The 14,174-nt window shown below is 72.9% G+C and carries 2 protein-coding genes; both read left to right on the forward strand.

Going from position 1 to position 14,174, the window contains the following annotated elements; genetic code table 11:
- Positions 1-25: 25 nt before the first annotated feature.
- Positions 26-12,745 (forward strand): hypothetical protein, encoded by a 12,720-nt coding sequence (locus AC1RRF_RS02595; protein WP_492832537.1) that lies wholly within the window; start codon positions 26-28, stop codon positions 12,743-12,745.
- 61 nt (positions 12,746-12,806) lie between these two features.
- On the forward strand, positions 12,807-14,174 hold the full coding sequence (thrC, locus tag AC1RRF_RS02600; RefSeq protein ID WP_492832539.1) for a threonine synthase: 1,368 nt from the start codon (positions 12,807-12,809) through the stop codon (positions 14,172-14,174).

Raw genomic sequence — 14,174 nt, forward strand, 5'->3', positions numbered from 1 at the left:
GGGGGTTAAGGCTATGGGGCGTTCCGTGAGGGCGAACCGTCTGGCGCGTGTTTCGCTGCTGGTGGATCAACTGGCCGCCAATCTCGAACCGGAACGCATTCCGGCTCGATCCCGACAGGCTTCGATCGCCGAGCTGGATAGCCTGTGCGATCTGCTGGCCGGACACCCTGACGATATGGATGGGCTCCTGCGCGCCTCGCTGCAGCGCCTTTGCGCGCGCATGGCGCTGGCGAGCGAGACCCGGCGTCCCCGCGTCGGCGACACGATCCGCAACCGCCGTCTGGCCCGCAACCTGCGCCGCATCGGCGCCCTCGTCGCCGCGGGCGCCGCCTTCTGGCCCATGGCCGCGGCCGCCGCGACGGATGTGCCGCCGGTCAGCGCTCCGGTTAGCGCCCCGGTCATCGTCAGCCCGCTGTCGGTCGTGGTCGGCGACACCGTCGTGCATCCGGTCACCGGCTTGAACGTCACCGTCACCGCCGTGGTCCCCAACGGCGTGATCGTGACCGGCGACCAGTTCATCCTGACCACCATCACCGTCGGCGCGCACCTTCCGAGCCCCGCCAACCCCGCGGTGACCTCGGCCATCGCATCCCAGACCACGGTCTCGGGCCGGGTCGTTTCGGTGACCCTGGCCAACGGCGAGGTCGTCAGCACGGTCACGGCCCTGAGCACCAACCCCGGCGGCGGGCCCGCCGGCCCCCTGCCGCTGCCCTCGGGCGCCGGCGATAACAACGCCTATGCCGACGTCCGTCAGGCGGCGGGCGGCAGCGGCGGCCGGGACGGCGCCCTGTTCGTTTCGGCCAACTCGGGCGGCGCCGGCGCGCGCGGCGCCGACATCACGACCGACGTCACGGCCGCCCACGGCGATATCAGCACCGCGTCCAACGGGCGTCCCGGCATCATCGTGGCCAGCGTGGGCGGCAACGGCGGCTCGGGCGGCGACGGCTACCTGGGCGCCAGCGGCGCCTCGGGCGGGCGGGGCGGCGAGGGCGGCAACGTCAACCTGACCTCGCACGTCGGAACCATCTCGACCTCGGGCAACGGCTCGCACGGCGTCATGGCCCAGAGCCGGGCGGGCGTCGGCGGCGCCGGCGGTTCGGGCTACGGCTTCTCCACCGGCGGCTCGGGCGGCAGCGGCAGCGCGGGCGGCAGCGCGACCGTCACCAACTACAGCAACATCACCACCAGCGGCATCGCCTCGCACGGCGTCTACGCCCAGTCGCTGGGCGGCGGCGCGGGCAGCGGCGGCGGCAGCTACGGCCTGTTCGGCAGCGGCGGCTCGGGCAACACCGGCGGTCATGGCGGCGCGGCGGAAGCGATCAACTACGGCCGCATCACCACCACGGGCGACGGCTCGTCCGGCGTGACGGCCCGGAGCATCGGCGGCATCGGCGGCGACGCCGGCAACGCCGGAGGTCTGGTGACCTTCAGCTCCGACGGGGCGGCGGGCGGCAATGGCGGCACGGCGATCGTGCGCGGCCAAGCAGGGTCCGAGGTCTATACGTCGGGCCGGGCCGCCTACGGCCTGTTCGCCCAGTCGATCGGCGGCGGCGGCGGTGAAGGCGGCTTCAGCGTCGGCCTGGGCACGATCGGATCGGGCGGCGGCACGGGCGGCAACGGGCAGATCGCCCAGGTCTTCGCCCAGAACGGCAGCTTCATCACCACCACCGGCGAAGCCTCGCACGGCATCTTCGCCCAATCGATCGGCGGCGGCGGCGGCAATGGCGGCGTCAGCGGCGCCCTGGTCGTGGCCGTCGGCTCGCGCGGCGCCAGCGGCGGCACGGGCGGCAACGTCACCGTGGAAAGCGGCGCGGTCATCTCCGTCGGCAGCAGCACGGATACGACGGGGCTGGTCGGGCGCGATGCGCGCGGCATCTTCGCCCAGTCGATCGGCGGCGGCGGCGGCAATGCGCTGGGCACCGGGGCCGTCGTGGCGCTGGGCGGCTCGGGCGGCGGCGCCGGCGGCGCGGGAACGGTCACCGTGACCACCACGGGCGCGAGTGAAATCACCACCTGGGGCCGCGGCGGCGACGGCATCTTCGCCCAGTCGGTCGGCGGCGGCGGCGGCACCGGATCCACCAGCGGCGGCGTGGCCGCGCTGGGCGGCTCAGGCGGCGTGGGCGGCAACGGCAACGTCGTGACCGTCAACAATGACGGCCGGATCACCACTCACGGCGGTTTCGCGCGCGGCATCTTCGCCCAGTCGGTGGGCGGCGGCGGCGGCGCGGGCGGCGACGGCGGCGGTTTGGTCACCCTGGGCGGCAGCGGCACCTCGGCCAGCACCGGCGCGGCGGTGACCGTGACCAACAACGGCGCCATCGAGACTTTCGGCGCCCGGTCGCACGCCCTGCAGGTTCAGTCGGTGGGCGGCGGCGGCGGCGATGGCGGATCGGCGGGCGGGGTGTTCCTGACCATCGGCGGCAGCGCCGGGGCCGGAGCCCTGTCCGGCCTGGTGACCGTCAACAATTCCAACAACTTGACCACCCACGGCGATGACGCGCACGGCGTCTTCGCCCAGTCGGTCGGCGGCGGCGGCGGCAACGGCGGCATTTCGAATTCGGTCAGCGCCTTCGCCGGCGTGGCCATCGGCGGCACCGGCGGCACCGGCGCCCTCGGCGGCGACGTGGACGTCAACTTCTTCAACCGCACCGTCACCGTCGGCGGCGTTCCGCAGACGGTGGCGCCGGTCATCTACACCAGTGGCGACCGGTCCCGCGGCGTCTTCGCCCAGTCGGTGGGCGGCGGCGGCGGTTCGGGCGGCTTCGCGACCCAGACCTCGTTCGGCTATGCGATCGGCGCCAGCGCGGCGGTCGGCGGCAACGGCGGCACGGGCGGTCACGGCGGCCATGTGATGGTCGACGGCGACGTCACCATCATCACCGACGGCGACTACGCCGAAGGTCTGTTCGCCCAATCGGTGGGCGGCGGCGGCGGTTCGGGCGGCTTCGCCCTGTCGATGGCCTTCTCCGGCGGCGAAACGATTTCGGGCGCCTTCGCCCTGGCCCTGGGCGGCTCGGGCGCCGCGGGCGGTCTGGGCGGCGAGGTCGACGTCAACTCGGGTGGCGCGATCCAGACGGACGGCCAGTTCTCGACCGGGCTCGTGGCCCAGTCGGTCGGCGGCGGCGGCGGCACGGGCGGCTGGACCGTGGCCGTGAGCGGCTCCGGCGCGGGCGGGGTCTCCGGCTCGGTTTCGGTCGGCGTCGGTGGTTCGGGCGGCGTCGGCGGGAACGGCGGCGTCGTCGACGCGGCCTTCGACGGGACGATTCTGACTCGCGGCGACGACGCGGGCGGCGCGCTGATCCAGTCGGTCGGCGGCGGCGGCGGCGGCGGCGGCTTCAATGTTTCGGCGGCGGTCACCGCCGCGGGCACGGCGTCCTTCGGCGCTTCCGCAGGCGTCGGCGGTTCGGGCGGTTCGGGCGGCATCGGCGGCGCGGTGACCGGCCATATCCGCGATGGGGTCGAAACCTTCGGCGACCGGTCGGTCGGCGTGACCGTCCAGTCGGTTGGCGGCGGCGGCGGTTCGGGCGGCTTCAACGTCGCGGGCTCCATCGGCGCGGCGGGCACCTTCGGCGGCGGCCTGTCCATTGGCCTGGGCGGCTCCGGCGGCGGCGGCGGCAACGCCGGGACCGTGACCGGCAGCGCGGACACCATCTGGACTCACGGCGACCAGTCCGGGGGGCTGCTGGTCCAGTCGGTCGGCGGCGGCGGCGGCTCGGGCGGCTTCAATGTCAGCGGATCCATCGGCGGCGGCGGCACCTTCGGGGGCGCGGGCGCCTTTGGCCTGGGCGGCGCGGGCGGCAGCGGCGGCGACGGCATGGCCGTGATCGGCGACGCCTTCGGCCAAGTCTATACGCAGGGCAACCAGTCGGCGGGCGTGGTGATCCAGTCGCTGGGCGGCGGCGGCGGTTCGGGCGGCTTCAATGTCGCCGGGACGATCGGGGGCGGCGGCAGCTATGCGGGTGCGGTCTCGGTCGGCCTGGGCGGCGCGGGCGGCGGCGGCGGTCACGCCGGCACCGTGGACGCCACGGCGGTGGGCATCCGCACCGAGGGCGACCAGTCGGGCGGCTTCCTGGCCCAGTCGGTCGGCGGCGGCGGCGGTTCGGGCGGCTTCAACGTCTCGGGCAATATCGTCGGTTCGGGCGGCGGCGGGGTCGGCCTGTCGGTCGGCCTGGGCGGCGCGGGCGGCACCGGCGGCAACGCGGTTCGCGTGACCGCGACCGTCAACGGCGACGTCACCACCCTGGGCGCGCAATCCGACGCCATCGTGGCCCAGAGCCTGGGCGGCGGCGGCGGCGCGGGCGCGTTCAATATCTCGGGCGGCATCTCGGCCAACGCCCAGATCTCGGGCTCGATCAACGTCGGCATCGGCGGTTCGGGCGGCGGCGGCGGCAACGCCGGCCACACGACCCTGAACGTGACGGGCACGACCCAGACCGCCGGCGACGACAGCGACGGCATTCTGGCCCAGTCGGTCGGCGGCGGCGGCGGTTCGGGCGGCTTCAACGTCTCGGCGGGCATCGCGGTGGCCGCGAACGGCGCGGGCACGGTCGGCGTGGGCGTCGGCGGGCAGGGCGGCACCGGCGGCGACGGCGGAGCCGTGACCCTGAACGTCAACGTCGGCGTGGCCGATCCGAATGACGACCTGAGCGCGGTCCTGACCCTGGGCGACTTCGCGCGCGGCATCACCGCCCAGAGCCTGGGCGGCGGCGGCGGAAACGGCGGCTTCAACATCACCGGCGGCATCGGCGTGGCCAAGGACGGGGCCGGCAACATCGGCGTCGGCGTGGGCGGCGGCGGCGGCGCCGGCGGCGACGGCGAGGCGGTCACGGCCACCATCAACGGCGACATCGAAACCCAGGGCCATGACGCCTCGGCCCTGCTGGTGCAGTCGGTCGGCGGCGGCGGCGGTTCAGGCGGCTTCAACATCACCGGCGGCATCGCGGGCTCCAAGACGATCGCCGGCAACCTGCTGGTCGGCGTGGGCGGCTTCGGCGGCGGCGGCGGCTTCGCGCGTGACGTCACCACCACCTTCACCGGCGATATCCTGACGCTGGGCGACCGCTCGTTCGGCGCCAGCATCCAGAGCATCGGCGGCGGCGGCGGCGCGGGCGGGTTCAACGTCACCGGCGGCATCAGTCTGTCGATCGACAGCGGCGGCGGCGCGGGCGTGCTGGGCGTGGGCGTCGGCGGCTTCGGCGGCGGCGGCGGTTATGCGGGCAATGTCACCGCGACCCTGACCGGCGACATCGTCACCGGCGGCGACGAGGCCCACGGGGCCCTGATCCAGTCGATCGGCGGCGGCGGCGGCGCGGGCGGATTCAACGTCACGGGCGGCTTCAGCGCCAGCCAGGGCGTCAACGGCGTGATCGGCGTGGGCCTGGGCGGCTTCGGCGGCGGCGGCGGCTATGCCGGCATCGTGACCGCGACCCTGGCGGGCGACGTCAACACCCTGGGGCGCGGCTCGTACGGAGCCTTGATCCAGTCCGTCGGCGGCGGCGGCGGCTCGGGCGGCATGAACATCAACGGCCAGGTGGCCATCAGCGCCGGCAACAGCGCAGCGGTGGCCGCGGGCTTCGGCCTGGGCGGCTTCGGCGGCCTGGGCGGCTATAGCAATGTGGTCACCGCGTCGATCACCGGCGACTACCAGACCGAAGGCGACGAGGCGGACGGCGTGACCGTTCAGTCGCTGGGCGGCGGCGGCGGCGCGGGCGGGCTGAACGTCAACGGTTCGATCGCCCTGGGTCTCGGCACGGCGGGCACGGTCGGCATCGGCATCGGCGGCTTCGGCGGCGGCGGCGGCAATTCCGAATCCGCCACCTTGATCCGCACCGGCGACACCTTCACCAGCGGGGCCAACTCGGACGGGATTATCGTCCAGAGCGTCGCCGGCGGCGGGGGCGCGGGCGGCCTGAACGTCACGGGCGGAATCGCCGGGACGACGCGAGGCACGGCGGGCGGCTTCGGCTTCGGCCTGGGCGGCTTCGGCGGCGGCGGCGGCACGGCGCAGGGCGCCTCCGCGACCATCACCGGCAATGTCATCGCCAACGGCGTGGGCACGGACATCGTCCACGCCCCGATCGACCTGTCGGGCATCTTCCCGGGTCTGAACTTCACCATTCCGGGCTATCGCGAACGGTCGAACGGCTCGCACGGCGTGCTGGTCCAGTCGATTGGCGGCGGCGGCGGCCAGGGCGGCCTGAACGTCACCGGCCAGATCAGCCTGACCGTCCCCGGCGCCGGCGGCGGAACCAGCCGCACGGCGGCGATCGGCATCGGCGGCTTCGGCGGCGTGGGCGGCGACGCGGGCGAGGTCGAACTGACCATCCGGGCGCCCGGCGCGAACCGGGTGCAGGTCGTTTCGGTCGGCGACGACCGGATCGCGGTGGGCGCCCAGTCCATCGGCGGCTCCGGCGGCGCCGGCGGCATCAATATCTCGGGCGGCATCTCGATGGACGGCCAGCTGGTCGCCGGCATCGGCGGCTTCGGCGGCGGCGGCGGCTTCGGCATGGGCGTAACGGCGGACATCGACGCCGACGTCTTCGCCAGCGGCGTCAACTCGCGCGGCCTGCTGATCCAGTCGGTCGGCGGCGGCGGCGGCGCGGGCGGCATCAACATCTCGGGCGGCTTCACCTCTGACCCCTCGACGACCGAGCCTTCGCTGGTCTTCGGCCTGGGCGGCTTCGGCGGCGCGGGCAACATCAGCGGCGACGTCACCGTGGTGCAGAACGGCCAGGTCATGGTCGAAGGCACGAATTCGACCGGCATCCTGGTGCAGAGCGTCGCCGGCGGCGGCGGCGCGGGCGCCCTGAACGTGGCGGCCAATATCTCGCTGGCGGGCGGCGAAAGCCGGACCAACGGCTTCGCCTTCGCGGCGGGCATGGGCGGCAACGGCGGCGCGGGCGCCGACGCGGGCGACGTGGACCTGACCTCGAACGGCGACGTGCTAGTCAACGCGCGACTGGAAGCGGACCCGCTGACCGGGCTGAACCGGTTCGTGGCGGTCGATTACGCGGGCGGATCGATGGGCATCGTGGCCCAATCGATCGGCGGCGGCGGCGGCTCGGGCGGCATCAACGCCGTCGGCGCCATCGCGCCCAGCGGCCAGCCGGTGGCCATCGGCGTCGGCGGCTCGGGCGGCGCGGGCGGCCACGGCGGCGACGTCACCGTGGTGCGCGGCTATCAGGGCGGCTTGGGCGGCGTGGCGGATCCTCATTTGATCCGCACCTTCGGCGACGGCTCGACGGGCCTGCTGGCCCAGTCGGTCGGCGGCGGCGGCGGAGCGGCCCAGATCAACATGGCCTTGGCCCTGACCAACCGTACGCCCAGCCAGAACGCGGCGATGGCGGCCACGGTCGCCATCGGCGGCAACGGCGGCGACGCGGGCGACGGCGGCATCGTCGAGGTCACCCACGCGGGCAATATCTTCACTACCGGCGCCGGCGCGGACGGTCTGCACGCCCAGTCGCTGGGCGGCGGCGGCGGCAGCGCCTTCCTGAACATCAGCCTGGGCCTGATGCGCAACGCCAACTCGGTCAGCTTCGCCCTGGGCGGACGCGGCGGCGCGGCGGGCATCGGCCAGGCTGTCACCGTCGACCACACGGGCAACATCGGCACCGAAGGCTACAACTCCTCCGGCATCCGGGCCCAGTCCATCGGCGGCGGCGGCGGCAACGCCTCGTTCGACCTGGCGATGGGTCCGCTGTCTCGCAACAACATGAACCTGGTCATCGGCCGCCTGGGCGGCACGGGCGGCGACGGCGGCGACGTCACCGTCACGGCGGACGGCGCCATCGAGACCAACGGCGGCCTGTCGTCGGGCATCCTGGCCCAGTCGATCGGCGGCGGCGGCGGCTCTAGCGGCTCCTTCACGGTCGGGGTGGCCCACACCAGCGGCACCGGACAGGACGCCGAAGGCTACAGCGCCGGCCTGTCGGTCGGGCTGGAAGGCGGCTCAGGCGCCACCGGCGGCGTGGTGGAGGTGTTCAACCACGCCCAGATCGTCACCCGTCAGGACGATTCGCGCGGCATCTTCGCGCAGTCGATCGGCGGCGGCGGCGGGGTCGGCGGCACGGGCGCGAACGCCATCGTGCGCGCCGCGGGCGCGGCCACCGTCGGGATCGGCGGTTCGGGCGGCACGGGCGGCCAGGCTGACCGGGTCACCGTCACCAACGACGACCGCATCGCCACCTTCGGCGCGAACTCGGACGGCATTCTGGCGCAGTCGATCGGCGGCGGCGGCGGCGTGGGCGGTCACGCCCGCACCCTGGCCTTCCAGGTCGGGGGCTCGCCCGGCGCGGCGACCAGCAACACCGTATCGGTCAATGTCGGCGGCAGCGGCGGCTCGGGCGGTTACGGCGGCCTGGTCGACGTCACCAACACCGGCGTCATCACCACCGAAGGCGTGAACGCCAACGGCATCCGCGCCCAGTCCATCGGCGGCGGCGGCGGCATCGGCGGCGCGGCGATCAACGCCCGCCTGCAGGGCTCGCGCAATAGCAACGACCTGACGGTCTCCGTCGGCGGGTCCGGCGGTTCGGGCGGCTACGGCGGCGTCGTCAATGTGCTGAACGAAGGCGCGATCTGGACCACCGGCCGCGACGCGGCGGGGATCAGCGCCAACAGCATCGGCGGCGGCGGCGGCGACGGCGGGCTGGTGCTCGACGTGGTGGCCGGCTTCACCACCACCGAGCAGGTCACGCACCGTCTGGCCGTTCTGATCGGCGGTACGGGCGGCTCCGGCGGCACGGGTGGCGACGTCACCGTCATCAACCGTCCGACGGCGGCGGCCAGCACGGGCCTGATCGTCACCGAGGGCGACGGCGCCTACGGCATCTTCGCCCAGTCGCTGGGCGGCGGCGGCGGCAACGGCTCGTCCATCCTTTCGCTGACCGGCATGCGGTCGGGCGCGGACAGCGGGACCTTCACCTTCAGCTACGGCGGCACCGGCGGCACGGGCAACTCGGCCGGGACGGTCATCGTCGACAACGCCGGCGTCATCGACACCACCGGCGACAGTGCGCACGGCATCTTCGCCCAGTCTCTGGGCGGCGGCGGCGGCAACGGCGGCATGGCGATCGCCGGCAACCTGATCATCGGCGCTTCTGGCAACGCGCCGTTGATCACCATCGGCGGCTTCGGCGGATCGGGCGGCGACGGCGGCGCGGTCACGGTGACCAACAGCGGTTCGATCACCACCCGCGGCGCGGGCGCGCACGGCATTCAGGCCCAGTCGATCGGCGGGGGCGGCGGCAACGCCAATCTCGGCTTCTCGCTGACGGCCGAGCCGGGCAGCATGGTGATCGGCAACGCCCTTTCGGCCCTGATCGGCGGTGTCTTCGGCGGCGGCGCGGGCGGGATCGGCGGTTCGGTGACCGTCAACCACAGCGGCGACATCACCGTGCTGGGCGCCGGCTCCATGGCCATCAACGCCGAGAGCATCAACGGCGGCGGCGGCACCCTGGCGCTCGACTTCTCAGGCATCACCGGCCTGCCGGGCGTGCCCTTCGTCGGCTCCGGGACTCCTCCGCCCGCGGCGGATCCCCTGGTGGCGGCTCGCGCGGGCGCCGACGGCGCCAGCGGCATGAATGCGGGCTCGGTCACCGTGAACACCAGCGGCACCTTCGGCGTCGGCGGCGATCACGGCGTGGGCGCCTTCATGCAGTCGGTCGGCGGCGGCGGCGGCACGGTCAACCTGTCGGCCACCCTGGCCGCGCTGAACGATCCGACGGTGATCCTGCCGGCGGCCCCCCTGGCGTTCCAGATCGACCTCGGCGGCGTCGACGGCGTCGATAACGAGGGCGGAGATATCCTCGGCGGCCACTCGGGCAGCCTGACGACCGTGGGTGAAGGCGCTCCGGGCGCCTTGTTCCAGAGCATCGGCGGCGGCGGCGGCCGCGGCATCATGGACCTGACCGCTCCGGCGGGGACCCTGCTGGGCGACGTTTCGGTCACCCTGGGCGCCGTCAACAGCCAGACCTCGGACGGCGGCGACATCAACCGCACCCAGGTCGGTCGGATCGGCACCGCGGGCGACCTGTCCGCGGCGGCCATCCTGCAGTCGATCGGCGGCGGCGGCGGCTTCGCCACCGTGACCGTCAGCGGCACGGGCTCGGCCAACGGCGCCCCGGCGCTTCCGGCCGCTCCGGCGCCGGAAGTGATGCCGGTCCTGTCGGCCAAGACTGGCGTCTCGACCAAGGTCAGCCCTGTCGTCGTGGCGGGGGGACCGCAGGCTCTGCAAGGTCTGATGGACAAGAACGACGGCCTGACCCCGATGGTCCAGCCGGTGATCTTCGATCCGCTGGCCGCCCCGGGCGATACGGTCGCCACCGTCAGCCTGGGCGCCTCGGGCGGCGCCGGGAACGATGGCGGCACGATCACCTCGAACATCAGCGGCGGAGCCGTCAGCCTGGGCGATCATTCGCCCCTGCTGGTCGTGCAGTCGATCGGAGCGGGCGGCGGCGTCACCTTCATGAGCGGCGTCAACGCGCCGATCGTGAATCTGGGCGGAGTCCTGGGCGCGGCCGGCGACGGCGGGATCATCAACCTGACCCACAGCGGGGATCTGCAGACCATCGGCGCCGGCTCGCACGGCATGCTGCTGCAGTCTATCGGCGGCGGCGGCGGCGCGGTGTTCGGATCCTTCAACAACGCCACGGTGAACCTCAACGCCGCCAACAGCGGCAACGGCGGCGTCATCACCCTGAACCACACCGGCTCCATCGTGGTGATGGGCGAGGGCGCCTATGGCGTCATCGCCCAGAGCCTGGGCGGCGGCGGCGGCTGGATCGACGGCGTCTTCGCCGGCACGGCCGGCGGCGCGGGCGCGGGCGGCGCGATCAACCTCGATGTTTCGGGCGTGGTCTTCGCTCCGGGCGAGGACTCGATCGGCGTCTTCGCCCAGAGCCTGGGCGGCACGGGAGCGGGGAACATCACCGTCCTGTCCGACAATATGGTTCGGGGCGGCACGGGCGCCGGCGTCGGCATCCGCCTGTCGGGCGGCGCATCCAATATGATCCGCACCTCGGGTTCGGTCTCGGCCATCTCGGGTCTGGCGATCGACACGGGCGCGGGCGACGACCGGGTGGAGAACACCGGCGCGATCTTCGGCAACATCGACCTCGGATCGGGGACCAACTCCGTTCTGAATGGTGTGAACGGGACCTTCCTGGCGTTCAACGCCATCGACCTGCAGGACGGTCCGGGCAGCAGCGGCGTGTTCACCAACGCCGGCTCGTTCTTGATGGGGCTCAGCGCCTCGCGCACCCCGATCGACCTCGCCAACGGGGCGACGTTCGGCAATCTGGACGCCGAGGGCGATCCGTCGACCAACCTGTATTACGGCTCGCGGGTCATCAACACGGTCGCGCTGGACGGCAACTACGTCCAGACGGGAACCGGCCACCTGGTCTTCGATGTGGCTTACGGTCCCTATGCCTCGGACCGCGTGAACGCGACCGGGGACGCCACCGTCGACGGCACCGGCGAAGTGATCCTGACCTGGCTGGAGAACTCCGACCGCGTCACCCTGTTCGCCACCGGCGGCGTGGGCGTCGATAACGGCCTGGAGATCGAAGACACGCTGGCCATGGACTACCGGATCGAGGCGGACGCCGACGGCGTGCACCTCGCGTTCAGCACCCACTTCGGCCAGGACTTCCTGAACCGGAACGGGCGGGCCCTCGGCTACCATATGGACTCGGCCATCGCCGCCGGCGGGTCCTCCGGCATCGGCCAGCTGATGGCCCTGATCGGCAACCTCCAGGTCGGTGACGAGGATGTTTACAGCTATATCTTCAATGAGTTGAACCCGGAGCCTCTGCTGGCTCCGACGGTGACGCAGTTCAGCGCGTCGCGCGACTTCGCCGACCAGATCTTCAGCTGCGGTTCGGATTTCGCCCCGGCGAGCGACCGTTGCGCCTGGGCGCAGATCGAAACCAGCGAGTTCGAGCGCGAGGGCGACAGCGAGTTCTTCGGCATCACGGGCGACGCCGCCACCCGCTTCCGCACCGGCTTCGAGCAGCCGGTCGGGCAAGGCTGGGTGGTGGGCGGAGCCTTCGGCTACGACGACCTGGGCCACAACTTCGTGGACAACGGCCGGGCGATGTTCGAGGGCGACGGCTTCCACGGCGGCCTTGGCCTGCGCCAGACGGCGCCGGACGGCGGCCAGATGGGCGTGTCGATCAGCGGCGGTTGGCAGGCCATCGACACGACGCGCCTGAGCAACGTCTTCCAGCCGCTGAAGGGCGAGTCGAACAACGACACCGGCTATCTGCGGATGGACGCCGAAGTGGCGCACATCTTCAGCACGGGCGGCTTCTATGTCCGTCCGGCCCTGCGCGGATCGGTGACGGCCCTGTACCGCGACGGCTTCGTCGAAGAGGGCATGGCCGGCCTGGGCGTCGAGGGCTTTGCGGACACCGAGGTGATCGGCACCCTGAACCCCGAGGTCGCCTTCGGCTTCCGCTCGGACTACGGGCAGGGATCCAGCGCGTCGGCCGCCTTCACCGTGGGCCGGGTCTTCCATTCGGAAGACGAGTTGGTGGCTCCGATGCGCCTTCTGGGCTCCAATCCGGATGCGGCGCCGGCCTTCATCACCACGCCGATCGAAGAGCAGGCGTGGCGGGTCGGAGCCGATGTCCGGTTCGGAAACGACAACGGCATGTCGCTGCGCCTGAACTACGTCGGCGAGTTCGGCGACAAGGTCGAAAGCCACACGGTCGGCGCAAATCTGCGCATGAAGTTCTAAAGCGCCCCCGGCGCGCCTGTCCGTCATTGACGGGCGCGCCGGAGTTGCCGACGAAGGGATCATGTCCCTGTCCTACGTCAGCACCCGCGGCCGCTCACCCCTGACCGATTTCGCCGGCACGGTGATCAACGGCATCGCGCCCGACGGCGGCCTGTTCGCGCCGTCGCGCTGGCCGAATCTGGCTCTGGCGGAGCTGACGGCGGGCGAGGCGGACTATGCGACGATCGCGACCCGCCTGCTGACCCCGTTCGTCGGCGAGGCCCTGCCCGCGGGTGCGTTGGCGGCCGCCGCGCGGCGGGTGCAGGACCGCTTCCTGCATCCCGACGTGGTCCCGCTGGTCGAGCTGGAGCCGGGCCTGCATGTGCTGGAACTGTTTCATGGGCCGACGGCGGCGTTCAAGGACCTGGCCATGCAGCTGGTGGCCGGAATGGCCGAGAGCCTGCTGGCGGCGTCGGGCGAGCGACTGCTGCTGCTGACCGCGACCAGCGGCGACACGGGCGCGGCGGCGGTCAACGCCTTCGCCGGCGCGGACCGGATCGATCTGGTGGTCCTGCATCCGCTGGGCCGGGTGTCGCCGATGCAGCGGCTGCAGATGACGACGACCGGCGCATCCAATGTGCTGAACCTGGCGGTCCGCGGCGACTTCGACGACTGCCAGCGGCTGGTGAAGGCCCTGCTGGGCGTATCAGCGTTGAAGGCCGACCGGCGCGTCAGCTCGGTCAATTCGATCAACTGGGCCCGGCTGTCCGGACAGGCGCCCTACTATGCCGCCGCGGCCTCACGGCTGGCGGAGCCGGCGACTTATGTGGTGCCGACCGGGAATTTCGGCGACGCCTTCGCCGGCTGGGTCGCGCGTCAGTGCGGCCTGCCCATCGGCGATCTGGTGGCGGCGACCAACCGCAATGACGCCCTGGTGCGGGCGCTGCACACCGGCGTCTATGAGCGGACCCAGGCCGAGCCGACCGCCAGCGTCAGCATGGACGTGCAGGCGCCCTCCAATTTCGAGCGGTTGCTGTTCGAGGCCACGGGCCGCGACGCCGACCTGACGCGCGGCCTGTTCGAGGACTTCGCCAGACAGGGCCGGGTGACCCTGCCGGACGACGTGCTGGCGGCGCTTCGGCGCGAGGTGTCGGCGGTGTCGGTCAGCGAGGCGGAGACGGTGGCGGAGATGCAGCGGACCTGGCGCGAGAACGGGCGGGTGATCTGCCCGCACACCGCCGTGGCCTTGCATGCGGCGCGGCGCGTCGAGCGGTCGGGGCCGGTGGTGGCGTTGTCGACCGCGCATCCGGCGAAATTCCCCGACAGCGTCGAGGCCGCGCTGGGCTTCGCGCCGGAACGCCCGCCGCAACTACAGGGCCTGGAAGGCCGGACCGAGCGGTTCGAGACGGTGGATGCGACGCTGGACGCCGTGCTGGCGGCGATCGGATGA

It is taken from the genome of Brevundimonas sp. GW821-FHT12C05 (genome assembly GCF_058807475.1).